General features: G+C 68.4%; 19 protein-coding genes. 13 read left to right on the top strand and 6 right to left on the bottom strand.

The genetic code is table 11. The features are described from left to right. Positions 1-8 precede the first annotated feature (8 nt). Entirely contained in the window at positions 9-653 is a 645-nt protein-coding gene (locus LDO27_RS16070; RefSeq protein ID WP_224042731.1) for a VTT domain-containing protein, read from the bottom strand. Positions 654-772: 119 nt separating this feature from the next. Between LDO27_RS16070 and mutL the strand changes: the two genes are divergently transcribed. The 3 genes from mutL (at position 773) to LDO27_RS16055 (ending at position 4,346) form a co-directional block, all read left to right on the top strand. Continuing rightward, positions 773-2,728, top strand: a complete 1,956-nt coding sequence (mutL, locus tag LDO27_RS16065) for a DNA mismatch repair endonuclease MutL (protein ID WP_224042729.1) — start codon at positions 773-775, stop codon at positions 2,726-2,728. 40 nt (positions 2,729-2,768) lie between these two features. After that, complete coding sequence (gene miaA / locus LDO27_RS16060) at positions 2,769-3,752, top strand: tRNA (adenosine(37)-N6)-dimethylallyltransferase MiaA (protein ID WP_224042728.1); 984 nt, start codon at positions 2,769-2,771, stop codon at positions 3,750-3,752. 75 nt (positions 3,753-3,827) lie between these two features. Further along, on the top strand, positions 3,828-4,346 hold the full coding sequence (locus LDO27_RS16055; RefSeq protein ID WP_224043141.1) for a GNAT family N-acetyltransferase: 519 nt from the start codon (positions 3,828-3,830) through the stop codon (positions 4,344-4,346). 83 nt (positions 4,347-4,429) lie between these two features. Here the strand turns inward: LDO27_RS16055 and purM are convergent, their stop codons facing one another. Further along, positions 4,430-5,482: a phosphoribosylformylglycinamidine cyclo-ligase gene (gene purM / locus LDO27_RS16050; RefSeq protein ID WP_224042726.1), complete on the bottom strand. Its 1,053-nt coding sequence runs from the start codon at positions 5,480-5,482 to the stop codon at positions 4,430-4,432. Positions 5,483-5,707: 225 nt separating this feature from the next. Between purM and LDO27_RS16045 the strand changes: the two genes are divergently transcribed. From LDO27_RS16045 to LDO27_RS16000, 10 genes are all read left to right on the top strand, one after another. After that, positions 5,708-6,778, top strand: coding sequence for an AI-2E family transporter (locus LDO27_RS16045; RefSeq protein ID WP_222208272.1), 1,071 nt, complete (start codon positions 5,708-5,710; stop codon positions 6,776-6,778). A 9-nt stretch (positions 6,779-6,787) separates the two neighbouring features. After that, complete coding sequence (gene hda, locus LDO27_RS16040; protein WP_224042725.1) at positions 6,788-7,495, top strand: DnaA regulatory inactivator Hda; 708 nt, start codon at positions 6,788-6,790, stop codon at positions 7,493-7,495. A gap of 140 nt (positions 7,496-7,635) precedes the next feature. Continuing rightward, complete coding sequence (locus LDO27_RS16035) at positions 7,636-8,310, top strand: histidinol-phosphatase (RefSeq protein ID WP_222208274.1); 675 nt, start codon at positions 7,636-7,638, stop codon at positions 8,308-8,310. Position 8,311: 1 nt separating this feature from the next. Continuing rightward, the gene (pcnB, locus tag LDO27_RS16030) at positions 8,312-9,826 is read left to right on the top strand and encodes a polynucleotide adenylyltransferase PcnB (protein WP_224042724.1); all 1,515 of its coding nucleotides are present in this window, start codon (positions 8,312-8,314) and stop codon (positions 9,824-9,826) included. Next, entirely contained in the window at positions 9,823-10,341 is a 519-nt protein-coding gene (folK, locus tag LDO27_RS16025; RefSeq protein WP_222208276.1) for a 2-amino-4-hydroxy-6-hydroxymethyldihydropteridine diphosphokinase, read from the top strand. The genes pcnB and folK overlap by 4 nt, the downstream gene beginning before the upstream one ends. Next, entirely contained in the window at positions 10,305-10,667 is a 363-nt protein-coding gene (locus tag LDO27_RS16020; protein WP_222208277.1) for a DMT family protein, read from the top strand. The genes folK and LDO27_RS16020 overlap by 37 nt, the downstream gene beginning before the upstream one ends. 17 nt (positions 10,668-10,684) lie before the next feature. Then, complete coding sequence (locus tag LDO27_RS16015) at positions 10,685-11,326, top strand: deoxynucleoside kinase (protein WP_224042723.1); 642 nt, start codon at positions 10,685-10,687, stop codon at positions 11,324-11,326. Between the two features lie 170 nt (positions 11,327-11,496). Then, positions 11,497-12,318, top strand: a complete 822-nt coding sequence (gene panB / locus LDO27_RS16010; protein ID WP_222208281.1) for a 3-methyl-2-oxobutanoate hydroxymethyltransferase — start codon at positions 11,497-11,499, stop codon at positions 12,316-12,318. 7 nt (positions 12,319-12,325) lie between these two features. Then, the gene (locus LDO27_RS16005; protein ID WP_224042722.1) at positions 12,326-13,024 is read left to right on the top strand and encodes an ABC transporter permease; all 699 of its coding nucleotides are present in this window, start codon (positions 12,326-12,328) and stop codon (positions 13,022-13,024) included. Positions 13,025-13,077: 53 nt separating this feature from the next. Continuing rightward, on the top strand, positions 13,078-13,758 hold the full coding sequence (locus LDO27_RS16000) for an ATP-binding cassette domain-containing protein (RefSeq protein WP_224043139.1): 681 nt from the start codon (positions 13,078-13,080) through the stop codon (positions 13,756-13,758). A gap of 38 nt (positions 13,759-13,796) precedes the next feature. Here LDO27_RS16000 and LDO27_RS15995 read toward each other — a convergent pair whose 3' ends face one another. The 4 genes from LDO27_RS15995 to LDO27_RS15980 all read right to left on the bottom strand — a co-directional run bounded on the left by LDO27_RS15995 (position 13,797) and on the right by LDO27_RS15980 (position 19,999). Then, positions 13,797-15,734 carry a chorismate-binding protein gene (locus LDO27_RS15995; RefSeq protein ID WP_224042721.1) on the bottom strand — a complete coding sequence of 646 codons (1,938 nt, stop codon included), beginning with the start codon at positions 15,732-15,734 and terminating at the stop codon, positions 13,797-13,799. A 231-nt stretch (positions 15,735-15,965) separates the two neighbouring features. Further along, the gene (dnaJ, locus tag LDO27_RS15990; protein ID WP_222208288.1) at positions 15,966-17,102 is read right to left on the bottom strand and encodes a molecular chaperone DnaJ; all 1,137 of its coding nucleotides are present in this window, start codon (positions 17,100-17,102) and stop codon (positions 15,966-15,968) included. 203 nt (positions 17,103-17,305) lie between these two features. After that, complete coding sequence (dnaK, locus tag LDO27_RS15985) at positions 17,306-19,261, bottom strand: molecular chaperone DnaK (protein ID WP_222208290.1); 1,956 nt, start codon at positions 19,259-19,261, stop codon at positions 17,306-17,308. Positions 19,262-19,450: 189 nt separating this feature from the next. After that, positions 19,451-19,999: a cob(I)yrinic acid a,c-diamide adenosyltransferase gene (locus LDO27_RS15980; protein WP_222208292.1), complete on the bottom strand. Its 549-nt coding sequence runs from the start codon at positions 19,997-19,999 to the stop codon at positions 19,451-19,453. Positions 20,000-20,120: the final 121 nt, after the last annotated feature.

Genomic DNA, 20,120 nt, shown 5'->3' with positions numbered 1-20,120 from the left:
CGCTGCGCTCAGGAAGTGCGCCGGCTCTTGCCGCCCCGCACCAGTTTCCACAGCCCGCCCACGATCAGCGGCACGATTGCCGCGCTGATGCCGACCAGCACGATCACGTTCAGGTACTGCTTGATGAACGGCAGGTTGCCGAAGAAGTAGCCGGCGAACACCAGGCCGACCACCCAGATGACGGCGCCGATCACGTTGAAGAGCTGGAAGCGCGCGAACGTCATCTGCGACACGCCCGCCACGAACGGCGCGAAGGTCCGCACGATGGGGATGAAGCGCGCGATCACCAGCGTCTTGCCGCCGTGGCGCTCGTAGAAGTCGTGCGTGCGGCGCAACGCCTGCTGGTCCAGGAAGCGCCATTGGTGATCGAACACCTTGGGCCCGATCCAGCTGCCGACGAAATAGTTGACGGTATTGCCGCCGATGGCCGCGATCAGCAGCAAGCCGATCAGCACCCACTCGTTCATGGCCCCGGTCGCGCAGAATGCACCCGCGATGAACAGAAGGGAATCGCCGGGAAGGAAGGGCAGGATCACCAGGCCCGTTTCCGCGAACACGATGGCGAACAGCAAGGCGTAGACCCACGCGCCGTATTCCGCGATGACCGTGCCGAGGTATTTGTCGATATGGACCAGCATATCGATGAACTGCAATACGATTTCCAATTCGTTCCCCGTTGTAGGCGTAGCTCGACATCATACAAGAGCCGATGCGCGGATCCGCCGTTCCCGGCCCTGCCTCCGTGAAAACCCGCGCACGTATAATCCGCCCCATGCCTGCCCTGCCTTCCGAAGCCGCCCGCCCCACCGCTCCCACGCGCCCGATCCGCCCGCTGCCCGACCAGCTGATCAGCCAGATCGCCGCGGGCGAGGTGGTGGAACGGCCCGCCTCGGTGGTCAAGGAGCTGCTGGAAAACGCACTGGATGCGGGTGCGCGGCAGATTTCCATCCGCCTCGAAGAGGGCGGCGTGCGCCGCATCGTGATCGCCGACAATGGCTGCGGGATTCCCGCCGATGAACTGCCCGTGGCGCTGCTGCGCCACGCCACCAGCAAGATCGCCTCGCTGGACGAACTCGAATCCGTGCTGACGCTGGGTTTTCGCGGCGAGGCCCTGGCCTCGATCGCCTCGGTCTCCCATATGGTGCTGACGAGCCGCACCGCGGCCGATGCGCACGCGACGCAGGTCAGCGCCGACACCGGCGCCCTGCAGCCGGCCTCCGGCGCGGTCGGCACCACGGTCGACGTCCAGCACCTGTATTTCAACACGCCGGCGCGCCGCAAATTCCTCAAGACCGAGCAGACCGAGCTGGGCCATTGCCTGGAGATGGTCAGGCGCGTGGCGCTGGCCCGGCCGGACGTGACCATCTCCGTCCATCACAACGGCAAGCCGATGGAGCACTGGAACGCCGGCGACGTGGCCACGCGCACGGCGCAGGTGCTCGGGGAAGACTTCGCCCGCGCCCGCCTGCCGCTGGACGAGGAAGCCGGCGACCTGCACCTGTATGGCTTCGCGGGCCTGCCGACCGCGTCGCGCGGCCGGCCGGACCAGCAGTTCTTCTTCGTCAACGGACGCTACGCGCGGGACAAGCTGCTGACCCATGCGGTGCGCAGCGCCTACCAGGACGTGCTGCACGGGGACCGCTTCCCCTCGTATGTGCTCTGCCTGGACCTGCCGCCCGAGCTGGTCGACGTGAACGTGCATCCGTCCAAGATCGAGGTGCGCTTCCGCGAATCGCGCGCCGTTCACCAGTTCGTCTACCACGCCGTGCAGCGGTGCCTGGCCAAGCAGGCGGGCGAACAGGGCGACAGCCTGCACACCGACACGGCCATGCCGGCGCCGGAGGCGGCGCGTCCCGGCGCCCTGCCGGGCTCTCCGCGCCCCTGGGTGGACTACACCGCGGTGGCGCGCCAGAGCGAGCTGGGCATCGCGCAACCCCGCCAGGCCTATCTGGGCATGGTGCGCGACGCCTATGGCCGCGCCGGCGACGAGCCGGGCAGCTCGGCCGGCTATCTGCGCGAAAGCGCGCCCCCGGCATGGCTTGCCGATGCGCAGGCGGCGCGCGAGAACGATCCGCCCTCGCTGCTCGATGCCCTCGAGCGGCGCACGCCGACGGCCGGCACCGGCGACGACGAAGCCGCCGACGATCATCCCCTGGGCTATGCCGTTGCCCAGCTGCACGGCATCTACGTGCTGGCGCAGAACGCGCGCGGGCTGGTGCTGGTGGACATGCACGCCGCCCACGAGCGCATCCTGTACGAGCAGATCAAGGTGGCGCTGCAAACCCGGCAGATGACCGTGCAGCCGCTGCTGATCCCCGTCACGCTGCCCGCCAGCCCGGTCGAAATCGGCGCCGCCGAGGAGCACCAGGAAACGCTGGCGCAACTGGGCTTCGACATCGCGCCCGTCTCGCCGACCACGCTGGCGGTGCGGGCCATTCCGGCGCTGCTCAAGCAGGCCGACGCCGAGGCCCTCGCGCGCGACGTGCTGCGCGACCTGCAGTCCTATGGCGGCTCGCGCGTGCTGGCCGAGCGGCAGAACGAGCTGCTGGCCACCCTGGCCTGCCACAGCGCGGTACGCGCCAACCGCAAGCTGACCACCGAGGAAATGAACGCGCTGCTGCGCCAGATGGAGGCCACCGAGCGCGCCGACCAGTGCAACCATGGCCGGCCGACGTGGGTGCAGCTCACCGTGGCGGAGCTCGACCGGCTGTTCCTGCGCGGCCAGTAACGTCCGCCGTCCCAAGCCGTTACCCGCCTTCCTTCGTCCGATGCCGTCCCCCTCCGCCGCCACCACGCCCGTCGTCTGCCTGCTCGGCCCCACCGCCTCCGGCAAGACCGCGGCGGCGCTCGCGCTGGCCGCGCGCTGGCCGATCGAGATCATCAGCCTGGACTCGGCGCTCGTGTACCGGCAGATGGATATCGGCACCGCCAAACCCAGCGCCGCCGAACTGGCCGCGGTGCCCCATCATCTGATCGACATCATCGATCCGGCCGACAGCTATTCCGCCGCCCAGTTCGTTGCCGATGCCACCCGGCTGATCGCCGAGATCCGCGGGCGCGGCCGGCATCCGCTGATCGTGGGCGGCACCATGCTGTACTACAAGGCGCTGACGCAGGGCCTGAACGACCTGCCGCAGGCCGATGCCGCGCTGCGCGCCGAACTCGACGCGATGGCGGCGCGGCAGGGCTGGCCGGCCCTGCACGCCATGCTGGCCGAGGTCGATCCGGTCACGGCGGCGCGGCTGGCGCCCAACGATGCCCAGCGCATCCAGCGCGCGCTGGAGATCCACCGGCTCACCGGCCAGCCGATGTCCGCGCTGCTGGCGCGGCAGGCCGACGCGCGGGCCTTCGAAGGCGCGGCCGACGCGCGCTTTCGCGTGATCGCGCTAGAACCGTCGGACCGGGCGGTGCTGCACGAGCGCATCGCGCGGCGCTTCGACGCGATGCTGGCGGACGGCCTGATCGAGGAAGTGCAGGCGCTGCGCGCCCGCGGCGACCTGCATCCGGCCATGCCGTCGATCCGCTGCGTGGGGTACCGGCAGGTCTGGGAATACCTGGACGGCGAGGCCGATTTCGACACCATGCGCGAGCGCGGGCTGGCCGCCACGCGCCAGCTCTGCAAGCGCCAGCTGACCTGGTTGCGCAGCACGCCGGAGCGCACCGTGGTGGACTGCCTGGCCGACGACTACGTCGAACAGGTCGCGCGCGCGGCCGGACTCGACGCTGCGGGGGCACGCGCGGCCACATCTTGACGGGCATTGCCGGGCGCCGGCGATAATCGCGTTTTCCGACTCGCCGCCTCCACGCGACCCGCCATGTCCGCCGATGTGTCTTCCCCCGCCTTCACGCTGCGCGCCGCCACCGCCGACGACGACAAGACCCTGTACCGCCTCATCGCCGAGCTGGCGGAGTACGAGCGGCTGAGCCATCTGGTCGAGGCGACGCCGGACAAGATCCGCGCCGCGCTGTTCGGCGCGCGCCCGCATGCCGAGGCGGTGCTGGCCGAGGTACCTACGCCGGAAGGCCCGCGCGCGGTCGGCTTCGCGCTGTTCTTCCATAACTTCTCGACGTTCCTGGCCAAGCCGGGCCTCTATCTGGAAGACCTCTACGTCGAGCCGCCCTGGCGCGGACACGGTATCGGCAAGGCCCTGCTGCGCCATCTCGCGGCGCTCGCGGTGGCGCGCGGATGCGGGCGTTTCGAGTGGTCGGTGCTGGACTGGAATACGCCGTCGATCGACTTCTACCGCGCCATGGGCGCGGACGTGATGCCGGACTGGCGCATCTGCCGCGTCACCGGGCCGGCGCTGACGGCGCTCGGCGCGCCGCCGGACGCCCCGGCGGCATAAAAAAACGGCGGACGCTCGCGCATCCGCCGTTTCATGTCCCGTCTGCGTCCCGGCCGATCGCCGGGACCGCCGGGAGCGCAGGCTCAGACCACCACGGTCTGCGCCTGGCCCTCAGCGCGCTCGCGGATCTCGCCGATCTGGTACACCGCCTCGCCGGCCGCCTGCAGGTGGCGGATGGCGCGTTCCGCGTCTTCCTTGCCCACGATCACGGCCATGCCGATGCCGCAGTTGAAGACGCGGTGCATTTCGTCGTCGGCCACGCGGCCCTGCTCCTGCAGCCACTGGAACAGGGGCGGCAGCGTCCACGCGTCGCGCTGCAGCACGGCGGTGACTTCCTTGGGCAGCACGCGGGGCACGTTCTCGGTCAGGCCGCCCCCGGTGATATGGGCCATGCCCTTGACCGGCAGCGTCTCGATCAGCGACAGCAGCGGCTTCACGTAGATGCGCGTCGGCGCCATGATGGCGTCCTGCAGGCGCTGGCCGTGGAAGTCCGCGTTCAGGTCCGGCCTGGCGACCTCGATGATCTTGCGCACCAGCGAATAGCCGTTGGAATGCGCGCCCGACGAGGCCAGGCCCAGCACCACGTCGCCCGGCACGATGGTGGTGCCGTCGATGATGTTGCTCTTCTCCACCGCGCCGACCGCAAAGCCGGCCAGGTCGTATTCGCCGTCCGGGTACATGCTCGGCATTTCCGCGGTTTCGCCGCCGATCAGCGCGCAGCCGGCCAGTTCGCAGCCATGGGCGATGCCCTGGATCACGCTGGCGGCGGTGTCGACGTCCAGCTTGCCGCAGGCGAAGTAATCCAGGAAGAACAGCGGCTCGGCGCCCTGCACCAGGATGTCGTTGACGCTCATGGCCACCAGATCCTGGCCCACGGTGTCGTGGCGCTTGAGCTGGAAGGCCAGCTTCAGTTTCGTGCCCACGCCGTCGGTGCCCGATACCAGCACCGGCTCCTTGTACTTCTTCGACAGCTCGAACAGCGCGCCGAAGCCACCGATCCCGGCCATCACGCCTTCGCGCATGGTGCGCTTGGCAAATGGCTTGATCCGGTCGACGAGCGCATCGCCCGCATCGATATCAACGCCGGCATCGCGGTAGGAAAGGCCTGCCTGGCCGGAGGTGGGGGCTGCGCTCATGGGAACCTGCTTGTCCTGGAAGGAGTGGTGTGGATACAAGTGTGGAATGCGGCCCTCGGAGCGCCGTTAGGGGTGCCCCGAGTCCAGTAGAATCGCGATTTTAACGGATACGGCGCACCGGCCACCAGTTTTGGCCACCGGTTTCCGCGTGGCGCCGGCCCTGCCTGCTCTGCGCGACTTTCGCCCCTCGCGATTTTCCCCTCCCGCATCTTTTCGGCTTTACCGATGAACGCTCCTGTCTTATCGCAAGAGACCAAGCGCGTCCTGCTATGGATCGCGCTGGCCGCTGCGCTGTTTGGCGCCATCCTGGCGCTGGCCCCGGTGCTCACGCCGTTTCTCTTCGCGTTCATCTTCGCCTACATCCTGAACCCGGGCGTGGACTGGCTCCAGCGCCACAAGGTGCCGCGCTTTATCGGCGTGTCGCTAATGATCCTGCTGCTGATCGTGGTGGCCGTGCTGCTGGTGCTGCTGGTCATCGCGGTGCTGCAGCGCGAGATTCCCCAGTTGCGCGAGCAGCTGCCGACCTTGCTGCAGAAGCTCAATTCCGTGGTGGCGCCCCGGCTGGCCGAGCTTGGCGTGCGGGTGCGCTTCGATTTTCCCGGCCTGCGCCGGATGATGTCCGACCGCTTCGCCGCCAGCCCCGAAGACCTGCTGGCCGTGCTGCTGACCTATGTGCGCGTGTCCGGTTCGGCGCTGATCACGCTGGCCGGCATGGCCTTCATCGTGCCGGTGCTGATGTTCTACCTGCTGATGGACTGGCACCGGCTGATGCGGCGCGTGGAAAACGTCGTGCCGCGGCGCTGGGTGCCCAAGGTGCGCGAGCTGAGCAGCGAGACGGACGCGCTGCTGTCGCAATACCTGCGCGGGCAGATCATCGTGATGCTGATCCTGGCCGTGCTGTACTCGGTCGGCCTGGCCATTGCCGGCTTCGAGATCGCCGTGCCGGTCGGCGTCTTCACCGGGCTGGCCGTGTTCATTCCCTATATCGGCTTCGGCATGGGCCTCGCGCTGGCCATCGTGGCCGCGCTGCTGCAGTTCGGCAGCTGGTACGGGATCGGCGCGGTCGCGGTGGTCTACGGCATCGGCCAGTTCGTCGAGAGCTTCTACCTGACGCCCCGGCTGGTGGGCGAGCGCATCGGCATGCATCCGCTGGCCGTGATCTTCGCCCTGCTGGCGTTCGGCCAGCTGTTCGGCTTCTTCGGCGTCCTGCTGGCCCTGCCGACCTGCGCCATCCTGCTGGTCGGCGCCCGGCAGCTGCGGCGCGTTTATATGGCAAGCGACCTATACCGGAAGTAGAGCCCGACCATGTCTTTGCGTCCCAAGCAGCTTTCCCTCGAACTGGGCCATCCGCCGCCGTCGACATTCGGCAATTTCTTCGGCAGCGCCAACCTGGAGCCGGTGCAGCGCCTGCGCGAGTTGCCGGCGGCCATCGCCCAGGAGCGCGCCACCGACCGGCTGGTCTATCTGTGGGGAGAAACGGGCTCGGGCCGCACCCACCTGCTGCACGCGGTGTGCGAGGCCGGCGCCCACGCGGGCCTGCGCTGCCGCTATCTGAGCCCGCATCACGCCCTGTCCGACTTCATCTTCGATCCCAGCTGCCAGCTCTATACGGTCGACGACGTCGATCTGCTGGACGAGGCGCGGCAGATCGCGGTGTTCTCGCTCTACAACGAGGTGCGGGCCCATGTGCGTACCGCGCTGGTAGTCGCCGGCAGCGTCGCGCCGCTGGCCATGCCCGTGCGCGAGGATCTGCGCACGCGCCTCGGCTGGGGGCTGGTCTACCAGCTCGCCACCCTGTCGGACGAGGACAAGATGGCGGCTCTGGTGCAGGCGGCCCGCGAACGGGGCCTGCAGCTCTCGCCCGAAATCCCGCACTGGCTCGTCACGCGCCACTACCGCGACATGCCGAGCCTGATGGCGCTGCTGGACGCTCTCGACACGTATTCGCTCGAGCGCAAGCGGGCCGTGACCCTGCCGCTGCTGCGCGAGATGTTCGCCGAATTCCGCGAGTAGGCCACGGATGCCCTTCCGGCCCCGAATCTCCGGCGCCGTATCTCCGCCTCCGGCCACCACGGCCCCGCGCCACGGTGCTGGCACGGTACATGCGAGCCCGGGAAACGGGCCGTCACCACGTTAATGTAAAATCGCCGCCCATGAATCTGGCATTGTTCGACCTCGACCACACCCTGATCCCGACCGACAGCGACCACGAATGGGGGCGCTTCCTGGTCCGCCTGGGCGTCGTCGACGAGGAAACCTACCGTCGCAAGAACGACGAGTTCTATGGGCATTACAAGGCGGGCACCCTGGATATCCAGGCGTTCCTGCGCTTTGCGCTCGCCCCGCTGGCCGCCCACCCGCGCGAGCGTCTCGATGACTGGCGCGGCCAGTTCATGCGCGAGGTGATCGACCCGGTCATCACGCCCCAGGCCCGCGCCCTGGTGTACAAGCACCTCGAAGCGGGCGACCTGTGCGCCATCGTCACGGCCACCAACAGCTTCGTGACGGCCCCGATCACCGCGGCGTTCGGCATCAAGCATCTGATCGCCACCGAGCCGGCCACCGTCGACGGCAAGCCGGACAGCGCCTATACCGGCGACGTGGCCGGCATTCCGAGCTTCCGCGAAGGCAAGATCGCCCGGGTGGAAGCCTGGCTCAAGAGCCAGGGCACCCAGTGGGACGCCTTCGAGACGACCACCTTCTACAGCGACTCGGCCAACGACCTGCCGCTGCTCGAGAAGGTGAGCCAACCCGTCGCCACCAACCCCGACGATCGCCTGCGCCACCACGCCGCCGCGGCCGGCTGGCGCATCATGGACCTGTTCTGACGTGATCAAGAAGCTTATCAACCGCCTGCTCGGCAAGCCGGGGCCGAAGCAGCGCCGCCTGGGCCGCGCGCATACCCCCCGCATCGTCGGGCCGGACGAGCACCAGATCGATCCGGGACTGCTGTCGCGCAACGCGGTCAAGGTCACTTCCACGCTGCAGCAGGCCGGCTTCCAGGCCTTCGTCGTCGGCGGCGCCGTGCGCGACCTGCTGCTGGGCATCAAGCCCAAGGACTTCGACGTGGCCACCAACGCCACGCCCGAGCAGGTGCAGGCACTGTTCCGACGCTCGCGCATCATCGGGCGCCGCTTCCAGATCGTGCATGTGACCTTCTATGGCGGCCGCGACCAGGAAATCATCGAGGTGTCGACCTTCCGCGCGCTGGTGGACGCCATCGCCAGCGAGACGCTGCCCGAAGGCCGCCGCATGAAGCGCGCCGAGCTCGATTCCAAGACCCACGCGATCGACGCGTCGGGCCGCGTGCTGCGCGACAACGTATGGGGATCGCAGGCCGAAGACGCCGAACGGCGCGACTTCACCATCAACGCGATGTACTACGACCCTGCCGAGCAGACGGTGCATGACTACCACCACGGCATGGAAGACCTGCGCGCCCGCACGCTGCGCATGATCGGCGACCCGGTCACCCGCTATCGCGAAGACCCGGTGCGCATGCTGCGCGCCGTGCGTTTCGCCGCCAAGACGGGCTTCGCCATCGACGAGGCGAGCCGCCAGCCTATCGCCGCCCTGGCTTCCCTGATCCACAACGTGCCGAGCGCGCGGCTGTTCGACGAGATGCTCAAGCTGCTGATGTCCGGCCACGCCTGGGCCTCGCTGCAGGAGCTGCGCAAGGCCGGCCTGCACAAGGGCCTGCTGCCGCTGCTGGACGTGGCCATCGAGCAGCCGATGGGCCAGCGCTTCGTGCAGCTGGCGCTGGACAATACCGACCGCCGCGTCCAGGTGGGCAAGCCGGTCTCGCCTGGCTTCCTGTTCGCGGCGCTGCTGTGGCACCACGTGCTGCAGCGCTGGACCACCCTGCGCGAGGGCGGCGAGCACGCCATCGCCGCGCTGAACACGGCCATGGACGACGTGCTGGAGCGCCAGACCGGCAAGCTGGCCATCCAGCGCCGCTTCGTCACCGACATGCGCGACATCTGGGGCATGCAACCGCGCTTCGAGAAGCGCGTCGGCCGCATGCCGTTCCGCCTGCTCGAGTCGCCGCGGTTCCGCGCCGGCTTCGATTTCCTGCAGCTGCGCTGTGACGCCGGCGAGCAGCCGGCCGAGCTGGCCACCTGGTGGCAGGACTTCCAGGACGCCGATTCCCAGGGCCGCGAAGCGCTGATCGATGCCGCCCGCAACGAGAGCGCGGGCCCCGGCGGCGAAGGCGCCCCCAAGAAGAAGCGCCGCCGACGCTCACCGCGGAAATCGGATAAAGTTGCCCCCCGGAGCGAGATGGAAGGGTCGCAGCAGCCTGCCGGACAGGACGGCACGCGCGGCCACCCGGAGGAGACAGAATGACTTTGGCCTTCATCGGCATCGGGGCGAACGTGGGCGACGCCAGGCAGTCCGTCAAGGACGCCATCGTGTGCCTCGCGCAGCAGGTCGGCATCACCGTGATCGCACGGTCGTCGCTGTATCGCACGGCGCCGATCGACGCGGGCGGCAATGACTACTACAACGCCGTGGTCAAGGTGGAGACGCCGTTCGCCGCGCCGCAACTGCTGCGCATCTGCCACCATATCGAGGACCAGTTCGGCCGCGAGCGGCCGTTCCGCAACGCGCCCCGCACGCTGGACCTGGACCTGCTGCTGTATGGCGACGAAATCCACAACGACGAGCACCTGACCGTGCCGCATCCCCGCCTGGCCGTGCGCGCCTTCACACTGGTGCCGCTGGTCGAGCTGGACGCCGACATCGTGATCCCGGGCGTTGGCCGCGCGGCCGACCATCTGCCTGCCGTGCGCGACCAGCGCATCGACAAAGTCTCCTTCTGCCAATGTCCGCGACAACCGGAATCTCCCCCTTCCTCCTGACCGCGGGGCTGCTCACGCTGTCGAACGTCTTCATGACGTTCGCCTGGTATGGCCATCTGAAGGACCTCGCGAGCAAGCCCTGGTATATCGCCGCCCTGGTCAGCTGGGGCATCGCGCTGTTCGAATATCTGCTGCAGGTGCCGGCCAACCGCATCGGCTTCCAGAACGGCATCTCGCTGGCCCAGCTCAAGATCCTGCAGGAAGCGATCACGCTCACGGTGTTCGTGCCCTTCTCGCTGCTGTACATGCAGCAGAGCTTCAAATGGGACTACGTGTGGGCCGCGCTGTGCATGGTGGGCGCGGTCTACTTCATCTTCCGCAACTGAGCCGCCGGAGCGCAAGCATGCTCGATCATCTGCGACGCATCGTGGTGGAAGGACCCGTCGGCGCCGGCAAGACCGCGCTGGCGCAGCGGCTGGCGCAGACGCTGCACGCCGGCGAGCTGCTGGACGTGGCGCACGCCAACCCGTTTCTGGAGCGCTTCTACCGCGAGCCCGAGCGCCATGCGCTGACCGTGCAGCTCGCCTTCCTCGAACAGCGCCTGACCCAGCTGCAGACCTGGCAGGACGCGCTGCTCGCCGGGCAACGCGTGGTCGGCGACTACCTGTTCGAGAAGGACCGGCTCTATGCCGAATTGACGCTGCCGGAGGATGAACTCGCGCTCTACCGTGCCCTCGCCGCGCGCATGCCGGCGCCGGCCCAGCGCGTGGACCTCGTCATCGCGCTGCAGGCCACGCCCGCGCTGCTGCGCGAGCGCATCGGCCGGCGCGGCACGCCGGGCGAGGAGCATATCGACGAGTCGTACCTGCAACGGCTGGTCGACGCCTACGGCGAACTGTTCCTGCGCTACGACGAGGCGCCCGTGCTGATCGTCGACACCGCGCATTTCAACCCGGTGGACAACGACGACGATTTCCGTACACTACTGTCGCGCATCGAAGACATGCGCGGCCGCAAGGCCTTCCTGAACCTGGCCGCGTCCTGAGCCGCAACCCGCGGTGCAACGCGGACCCCGGTCCTCCCGACCTGATCCATAACAAGAGCCGCCATCGCGTACGCCTCGCCCAACCGCGCCGCCCATGTGGCGCAGGTCACGCAAGGCAGCCGCGGCACGACCGCACAGACGTGCGGTAGCGGACATACAAGGCACAAGTCATGAGCTACCTCCTGGAACCCTCCCGCAAGACCGTCACCATCCCCGCCCTGCAGGCCATGCGCGCCGCCGGCGAAAAGATCGTGATGCTGACCGCCTACGATTCGAGCTTCGCAGCCCTGCTCGATCACTGCGGCGTCGAGGTGATCCTGGTAGGCGACTCGCTGGGCAACGTGATGCAGGGCCAGAAGACCACGCTGCCGGTCACGCTGGAGCAGATGGCTTACCACACCGAATGCGCGGCGCGCGGCAACCAGACCGCGCTGCTGGTGTCGGACCTGCCGTTCGGCACCTATGGCACGCCCGAGATGGCCTTTGCCAGCGCGGTGGTGCTGATGCGCGCAGGGGCCCAGATGATCAAGCTCGAGGGCGGCGAGTGGCTGGCGCCCACGGTGAAGTTCCTGGTCGAGCGCAGCATTCCCGTGTGCGCCCATATCGGGCTGACGCCGCAGTCCGTGCACGCGCTGGGCGGCTTCAAGGTGCAGGGCAAGACCGACGAAGGCGCCGCGCAGCTGCGGCGCGACGCGGTCGCGCTGCAGGCGGCCGGCGCGCAGCTGATCGTGATGGAGGCCGTGCCCGCTTCGCTGGCCGCCAACGTCACCACCCTGCTGCAGATTCCGACCATCGGCATCGGCGCCGGAGTCGAGTGCTCGGGACAGGTGCTGGTGCTGCAGGACATGCTCAACATCTACCCCGGGCGCAAGGCCAAGTTCGTGCGCAACTTCATGGACGGGCAGCCCTCGATCGAGGCCGCCATCCGCGCCTACGTGGCGGCGGTGAAGGACGGCAGCTTCCCGGCCGCCGAGCACACCTTCGCGGGCTGACCCGCGCATGGAAATTGGCGCGGCAACGGCGGAGGCCTTCCGTCTGCTGGCAAGCGGCGATGCCGGCTTGTGGTTCATCGTCTGGACGTCGCTGATGGTGGCCGGCCTGGGCCTGGCCCTCGCTACCGCGCCGGCCATCGGCGCCGCCTACCTGATCGCCACGCACGACTTTCCCGGCAGACGCGCGCTGGTCGTCGCCGCGCAGGCATTCCTTTCGTTCCCGACCGTACTGGTCGGCCTGATCCTCTACCTGCTGCTGACGCGGCAAGGGCCGCTGGGCAGCCTGTCGCTGCTGTTTACGCCCGCCGGCATGGTGATGGGGCAGGCCGTGATCGGCTTTCCCGTCGTGCTGGCCTTCTCGTTGGCAACCCTGCAATCGGCCGATACGCGCTTGCGCGAAACGGCGCTGGTGCTCGGCGCCGGACGCTGGCGCATTTTCATCACGGTACTGCGGGAGATGCGCTTCGGCCTGATGGCGGCCGTGGTGGCGGGCTTCGGGCGGGTGATCGCCGAAGTGGGATCGGCGCTGATGATCGGCGGCAATATCGAGGGCTCGACCCGCACCATCACCACCGCCATCGCGCTCGAAACCAGCAAGGGCGAGTTCGCGCAGGGCATTGCGCTCGGCATCGTGCTGGTCGCGCTCGCGCTGCTGGTGAACGTGATGCTAGCCTGGCTGCAAGGCGCGGGAGGATTCCGGCGATGAGCGCGGCGCAGGGTTCGATGCCGGGCGCGATACGGGGTGCGATACCGGCGCCGATGCCGCCCTCGCCGCTGCTGGAGGTGCGCGGGCTGCGCCGCCGCATCGGCGAGCGCAGCCTGTTCGATATCGACACGCTCGCCTTTCCCCGGGCCACGGCCGTGGTCCTGACCGGCGTCAACGGCGCGGGCAAGACTACGCTGCTGCGCATGGTGGCGGGCCTGGAGCGCGCGCCCGGCGCCACGGTCCACTGGCGCGGCGAGGATGGCGGCGAGCGCCGCGCACCGCTGGATCCGTTGCCGCCCCAACTGCGCCGGCGCATCGCCTATATGCACCAGCACCCGTATCTGTTCCGCACCTCGGTACGCGAGAACATCGCGTATGGCCTGAAGGGGCGCGGCCTGAGCGGCAGCGACATCGAAAAGCGCATCGACACGGCGCTGGACTGGGCCGGCATCGTCCATGTCCAAGACACCGCGCCGGACCGCCTGTCGGGCGGCGAAATCCAGCGCGTCGCGCTGGCCCGCGCCAAGGTGCTGGAGCCGGACCTGCTGCTGCTGGACGAGCCCACCTCCAGCCTGGACGGCCACGCGCGCGAACAGGTGATCGCGCTGGTCCAGCAACTGGCCGAGGAAGGCCGCACCGTGGTGATGATCTGCCACGACCGGGACCTGATCAACCTGCCCGGCGTGGTGCGCTGGAAACTGTCCGAGGGGCGGCTGGATACGCACCACCGCTAGCCACGGGCGCCGAAGCCGGGGCGTCGAGCCCCGTGCCGTTACGCGCCTGCCTGCACCGCGGCAGGCAGCGCGGCCTGCATCACGCCCCGCAAGCCATTGACGACGGCCACCGCTTCCGCGTTCGCGAGCATCTCGCGTGTCACCACTGCTTCGCCAGCCTCTCCGCCAAGCCAGCGCGCACCGTCCGCCAGGACCGCCCCCCGCATGACGCCGGGCAGGATGTCCATGGTCAGCGGCGGTGTCAGCCAGCGCCCATCGATCCGGACGAACACACTGCTGCGACCGCCCTCCAGCAGTTCCCCACGCGTATTGAAGAACAGGCTGTCGAACGCGCCGGCGCGCTCGGCGGCCTGCCAACCGGCATCGTAGACGCCGCGGGCGCTGGTCTTGTGGCGGCGCAGAGGGTCGGCTACGGGTAGCGGCTCGTGGGCCAGCAGCAAGCGCACGCGCTCGGAAGGCAACGGCGCCAGCGCACCGCTGCCCAATTGGAGCCGACCGCCCTTGTCCAGGGACAGGCGCAGCCGGAACGTGCCCGCTCCCAGCGTTGCGGCATGGGCCAGCGTTGCGCGCCGTGCCGCCACGGGGTCGAACGGAAAGCCCAGGCATGACGCCGAGGCGGCCAGTCGCGCCAGATGGGCATCGAGCCTCGGCACGTCGCCATCCTGCGCGCGCATGGTCTCGAACAGCGAGAAGCCGGGATCGTGCCGCGTCAGGAAGCCCGCCTTCCAGCCGCACTCGGCGTATTCGTCGGCGGCAACGCTGTCATGGACGATACCTGCGCCCACGCCCATCTCGCCGGGGCGCAGGCCATCCGGCCTCTGCGCCCCGAGCACCAGCGTCCGAATGGCCACGGACAACGTGGCGGGCCCGAGCCCTCCGTGCGCGCCGCCGGTTGCCAAAGGCGGCGCGATCCAGCCGATCGACCCGGTGTACAGGCCGCGCGGGGCCCGCTCCAGCTGCGCGATGATCTCCATCGTCCGGCGCTTGGGCGCGCCGGTGATCGATCCGCAAGGAAACAGCGCGCCAAGCAGGCCGGCAGGCGTAACGTCCGGGGTGGCGCGCGCGGTCACGGTGGACGTCATCTGCAGCACCTGCCCGAACGGCTGCACGGTGAAGCGATCCGGCACCGCGACGCTGCCGGGTTCCGCGATGCGCCCGAGATCGTTGCGCAGCAGATCGACGATCATCACGTTTTCCGCGCGATTCTTCGCGTCCGCGGCCAGCGCGGCCGCGGCCCGGGCGTCACGCGCCGCATCGCCGCTGCGCGGCGCCGTGCCTTTCATCGGCCGTGCCAGCAGCTCGCCCTTGCCGTCGTGCCGCACGAACAGCTCGGGCGAAAGCGACAACACCCACTGGTCGCCGGGCAGCCGCGCGAGCGCGCCGTATGGCACAGGCTGTACGGCGCGCAATGCGGCATAGAGCGCAATGGGATCGCCGAAGGTATCGAAGCGCAGGCGCTGTGTGTAGTTGACCTGATACGTGTCGCCGGCTTCGATCCACGCGTGGATGCGCGCGATGGCGGCATGGAACGCGTCTGCCCCGGTGTCGGAGCGGATCTGCATCGTGCCGGCGGGCGACCGGGCGTCCTGCTCGCGCCGCAGCCACGCCGAGACATCGCTCGCGTCCAGCCGGCACAGTCGTTCGAACCAGACAATGCAAAGCGCACCGTCCTGAAACGGCATGCCGCCTGCCTCCCGCGCCGCAGCCAGCGACGGCGCGCGCACCAGCGGCGCGCCGAATTCGTAGGGCACGAGCAGGCCCGCATGCCAGCCCGCCTCCCAGCCGGCCCGCAGGCGATCGTCCACCTCTTCCACGGCGCCAGCGCGGATACGGTCCATGCGCACGTAGCCCGTGTGGAGCCGCGACGAGCGCGCGCCGTCCGGGGCGACGGCGTCGTCCAGCAGCAGGAAGGGTTCGTCCCCGCTCAGGGACGGCAACGCATCGGCGGAAAGTGGGGAAGGGCTCGGCAGGGACATCGCAGGACGGAAATAGGCCGCAACGGCCCGTGGCAGGTGGCCGGCCGCGCGGGCCGATCACAAGGCCGCCATTATCGCCCGGCATCGGCCCGGGACCCAAGCGTCCTTCCCGTACACGGTGCAGCCGCGCGCGAACGCACCAGTGGCATCGCACGGCGCGCCCAAAAAAAACCGCGCCCCTTGGGGGCGCGGCCATCTGCCGGATGCCGCATCGCGCGGACCGGCCGGTACTCAGCTGAAGAAGCTCTTGACCTTGTCCAGCCAGGACTGCTCCTGCGGGCTATGCCGCGAGCCGCCTTCATGCACGGAGCGGTCGAACTGGCGCAGCAACTCCTTCTGCGACTCTGTCAGCTTGACCGGGGTTTCGACTACCACGTGCACATAGAGATCGCCCGGGTAGCCCGAACGCACGCCCTTGATGCCCTTGCCGCGCAGCCGGAAGGTCTTGCCGCTCTGCGTGCCTTCGGGCACGGGGAAGCTGGCCTTGCCACCCAGCGTGGGCACTTCCAGGTCGCCGCCCAGCGCCGCGGTGGCGTAGGAGATCGGCATCTGGCAGTGCAGGTCGTCGCCGTCGCGTTCGAACACGGCATGCGGCTTGATGTGGACTTCCACGTACAGGTCGCCCGGGGGGCCGCCGTTGATGCCGGGCTCGCCGTTGCCGGTCGAGCGGATGCGCATGCCCTCGTCGATGCCGGCGGGGATCTTGACCTCCAGGGTCTTCTGCGTCTTCAGCTTGCCCTGGCCGTGGCACTTCACGCAGGGCTTGGGGATGTGCTTGCCGCTGCCGTGGCACTTCGGGCAGGTCTGCTGCATCGTGAAGAAGCCCTGCGAGACGCGTACCTGGCCCACGCCCTTGCAGGTGGGGCAGGTCTCGACCTGCGAGCCGGGTTCGGCGCCGTTGCCGTGGCACACGTCGCAGTCGTCCCAATGCGGCACGCGGATCTGCGCCTCGTGGCCGTGGGCGGCCTGCTCCAGCGAGATCTCCATGCTGTAGCGCAGATCGGCGCCGCGGTAGACCTGCGGGCCACCGCCGCGCTGGCGGCCACCGGCCTGCTGGCCGAAGATGTCGCCGAAGATATCGCCGAATGCCTCGGCGAAACCGCCATATTGCTGACCGCCCCCGAACCCGCCACCCATGTTGGGGTCCACGCCGGCGTGGCCGTATTGATCGTAGGCCGCCTTCTTCTCGGGGTCGGAAAGCATCTCGTACGCTTCCTTGACCTCCTTGAACTTCTCTTCGGCGTCCTTGCTGTCCGGATTGCGGTCCGGGTGGTACTTCATGGCGAGCTTGCGATACGCCTTCTTGATCTCGTCGTCGCCCGCGTTCTTGCCCACCCCGAGCACTTCGTAATAGTCACGTTTTGCCATGGTGGCTCGTTACCTGATTACCTGATTGGTGGAGGAAAACGCGCCCGGAAGCGGCTCCCCACGAATAGCAAAAAAGCCGAGCGCGGCATCCGACGGCGGTCACCCGCTTGGTCCAATGTCCGTCGCCCGGCGTCGGGACGGGGATGGCGCCGGCGCTTCCACTGCGCCATCGCCGCACCATCGTCCGTACCCTCTTTGCTGACTTACTTCTTGTCGTTGACTTCCTTGAATTCGGCATCCACGACGTTGTCGTCCTGCGGCTGGGCCTGTTGCTGGCCGGCGCCCGCGGCGCCAGCGCCTGCGGCACCCGCCGCGCCCGCGTCGCCCGACTTGGCCTGCATGTCGGCGTAGACCTTCTCGCCGAGCTTCTGGCTGACTTCCGACAGCGCCGCGACCTTGGCGTCGATCTCGGCCTTGTCGCCGCCGCGCACGGCGTCTTCCAGATCCTTGATACCGGCTTCGATCTTTTCCTTCTCGCCGCCTTCGAGCTTGTCGCCGAATTCGGTCAGGGCCTTGCGCGTCGAGTGGATCAGCGCATCGGCCTGGTTGCGGGCGTCAGCCAGCTCGCGGGCCTTGCGGTCTTCCTCGGCGTTCGCTTCGGCGTCCTTCACCATGCGCTGGATCTCGTCTTCCGACAGGCCCGAATTCGCCTTGATGGTGATGCGGTTCTCCTTGCCGGTGGCCTTGTCCTTGGCGCCGACGTGCAGGATGCCGTTGGCGTCGATATCGAACGAGACCTCGATCTGCGGCATGCCGCGCGGCGCCGGAGCGATGCCTTCGAGGTTGAACTCGCCCAGCAGCTTGTTGCCGGACGCCATCTCGCGCTCGCCCTGGAACACCTTGATGGTCACGGCCGGCTGATTGTCGTCGGCCGTCGAGAACACCTGGGCATGCTTGGTCGGGATCGTGGTGTTCTTCGTGATCATCTTGGTCATCACGCCACCAAGCGTCTCGATACCCAGCGACAGCGGCGTGACGTCCAGCAGCAGCACGTCCGTGCGGTCGCCCGAGAGCACGGAGCCCTGGATCGCTGCACCCACGGCGACGGCTTCGTCAGGGTTCACGTCCTTGCGCGCTTCCTTGCCGAAGAACTCGCGGACCTGCTCCTGCACCTTGGGCATGCGGGTCATGCCGCCCACCAGGATCACGTCGTCGATGTCGCTGACCTTGACGCCGGCGTCCTTGATCGCGGTGCGGCACGGCTCGATGGTGCGGGTGATCAGGTCTTCCACCAGCGATTCGAGCTTGGCGCGCGTGATCTTCAGGTTCAAGTGCTTCGGACCCGAGGCATCGGCCGTGATGTACGGCAGGTTGATCTCGGTCTGCTGCGAGCTTGACAGTTCGATCTTGGCCTTCTCGGCCGATTCCTTCAGCCGCTGCAGCGCGAGCACGTCCTTGGACAGGTCGACGCCCTGGTCCTTCTTGAACTCGCCGATGATGTAGTCGATGATGCGCTGGTCGAAGTCCTCGCCGCCGAGGAAGGTGTCGCCGTTGGTCGACAGCACTTCGAACTGCTTCTCGCCGTCCACGTCCGCGATCTCGATGATCGAGATGTCGAAGGTGCCGCCGCCGAGGTCATACACGGCGATCTTGCGATCGCCCTTCTCGTTCTTGTCCAGGCCGAAAGCCAGCGCGGCCGCGGTCGGCTCGTTGATGATGCGCTTGACGTCGAGGCCCGCGATACGGCCCGCGTCCTTGGTGGCCTGGCGCTGCGCGTCGTTGAAGTACGCCGGCACCGTGATGACGGCTTCGGTCACCGTCTCGCCCAGGTAGTCCTCGGCGGTCTTCTTCATCTTGCGCAGCACTTCGGCGGACACCTGCGGCGGCGCGAGCTTCTGGTCGCGCACGCTGACCCATGCGTCGCCGTTGTCGGCCTTGACGATGGCGTAGGGCATCAGGCCGATGTCCTTCTGCACTTCCTTTTCTTCGAACTTGCGGCCGATCAGGCGTTTGACCGCGTACAGGGTGTCGCGGGGATTGGTCACGGCCTGGCGCTTGGCCGGCGCACCGACCAGGATCTCGCCGTCTTCGCGATAGGCGATGACCGACGGGGTGGTGCGGGCGCCTTCGGAGTTCTCGATCACCTTGGGCGTATTGCCTTCCATGATCGCGACGCAGCTATTGGTGGTACCGAGGTCGATACCGATGATCTTTCCCATTATTCTCTCCTCTTGAGCCGCGCTATCCGCGTGGCCTCCAAACTCAACCTGAGGCCGAAATGTGGCCGTCCGCCGCCATTTCAAGGGCGGAACCGGCAATTCCGAGTAAATTTCTCGGCTTTTGGCCTTCCGGGGCCGCCGCGGCCTGCGGCGCCGGGGTGCTGCTCCGCCGCAATCCCGGGCCTGGTCTCAGTCCCGTGCGCGCTGCCACAACACGTCGCTGCCGCCCTGCGCGCGGTTCAACACCCGCGCCAGCACGAAGAGCAGGTCCGACAGGCGGTTCAGGTACTGGCGCGGCGCCTCGTTCAGGGCTTCCTGGCTGCCGACTGCAACCAGGGCGCGTTCCGCCCGCCGGCATACCGTGCGGCACACGTGGGCGAGCGCCGCGGCGCGGCTGCCGCCGGGCAGGATGAACTCCGCCAGGCGGGGCAGCGTGGCGTTGTAGTGAGCCAGCCACTCGTCCAGCTGCAGCACCTGTGCCGGCTTGAGCAGCGTATAGCCGGGGATGGACAGCTCGCCGCCCAGGTCGAACAGGTCGTGCTGGATATGAAGCAAGGCCGCGCGCACATCGTCCGGCAGGGTCTCGGTCAGCAGCACGCCGATCTGCGAATTGAGTTCGTCCACGTCGCCGATGGCGGCGATGCGCGGACTGTCCTTGCCGGTGCGGCTGCCGTCGCCGAGGCCGGTAGTGCCCGCGTCGCCGGTGCGCGTGGCGATCTTGCTCAGTCGATTGCCCATGATTTTCCTTTTGGTAGCGGCCTGTGACGCGGAGCCGGGCGCCGGGCATCGCGAACGGTGGCGGCATGACGCAGTGCGCAACGGCGCCGGCCTCGCGCCCTGCCAGGCCTGCATTATGGCG

This window comes from Cupriavidus respiraculi, from assembly GCF_914271545.1.
GTDB lineage: Bacteria > Pseudomonadota > Gammaproteobacteria > Burkholderiales > Burkholderiaceae > Cupriavidus > Cupriavidus respiraculi.
The sequence above is the reverse complement of the archived record's forward strand: the minus strand, read 5'-3'. Positions and strand labels throughout refer to the sequence as shown.

Excerpts from the sequence above, each read along its gene's own strand:
- mutL (WP_224042729.1), top strand. The coding sequence starts at position 773 with ATGCCTGCCCTGCCTTCCGAAGCCGCCCGCCCCACCGCTCCCACGCGC.
- miaA (WP_224042728.1), top strand. The coding sequence starts at position 2,769 with ATGCCGTCCCCCTCCGCCGCCACCACGCCCGTCGTCTGCCTGCTCGGC.
- purM (WP_224042726.1), bottom strand. The coding sequence starts at position 5,482 with ATGAGCGCAGCCCCCACCTCCGGCCAGGCAGGCCTTTCCTACCGCGAT.
- LDO27_RS16045 (WP_222208272.1), top strand. The coding sequence starts at position 5,708 with ATGAACGCTCCTGTCTTATCGCAAGAGACCAAGCGCGTCCTGCTATGG.
- hda (WP_224042725.1), top strand. The coding sequence starts at position 6,788 with ATGTCTTTGCGTCCCAAGCAGCTTTCCCTCGAACTGGGCCATCCGCCG.
- LDO27_RS16035 (WP_222208274.1), top strand. The coding sequence starts at position 7,636 with ATGAATCTGGCATTGTTCGACCTCGACCACACCCTGATCCCGACCGAC.
- folK (WP_222208276.1), top strand. The coding sequence starts at position 9,823 with ATGACTTTGGCCTTCATCGGCATCGGGGCGAACGTGGGCGACGCCAGG.
- LDO27_RS16020 (WP_222208277.1), top strand. The coding sequence starts at position 10,305 with ATGTCCGCGACAACCGGAATCTCCCCCTTCCTCCTGACCGCGGGGCTG.
- LDO27_RS16015 (WP_224042723.1), top strand. The coding sequence starts at position 10,685 with ATGCTCGATCATCTGCGACGCATCGTGGTGGAAGGACCCGTCGGCGCC.
- panB (WP_222208281.1), top strand. The coding sequence starts at position 11,497 with ATGAGCTACCTCCTGGAACCCTCCCGCAAGACCGTCACCATCCCCGCC.
- LDO27_RS16005 (WP_224042722.1), top strand. The coding sequence starts at position 12,326 with ATGGAAATTGGCGCGGCAACGGCGGAGGCCTTCCGTCTGCTGGCAAGC.
- LDO27_RS16000 (WP_224043139.1), top strand. The coding sequence starts at position 13,078 with ATGCCGCCCTCGCCGCTGCTGGAGGTGCGCGGGCTGCGCCGCCGCATC.
- LDO27_RS15995 (WP_224042721.1), bottom strand. The coding sequence starts at position 15,734 with ATGTCCCTGCCGAGCCCTTCCCCACTTTCCGCCGATGCGTTGCCGTCC.
- dnaJ (WP_222208288.1), bottom strand. The coding sequence starts at position 17,102 with ATGGCAAAACGTGACTATTACGAAGTGCTCGGGGTGGGCAAGAACGCG.
- dnaK (WP_222208290.1), bottom strand. The coding sequence starts at position 19,261 with ATGGGAAAGATCATCGGTATCGACCTCGGTACCACCAATAGCTGCGTC.
- LDO27_RS15980 (WP_222208292.1), bottom strand. The coding sequence starts at position 19,999 with ATGGGCAATCGACTGAGCAAGATCGCCACGCGCACCGGCGACGCGGGC.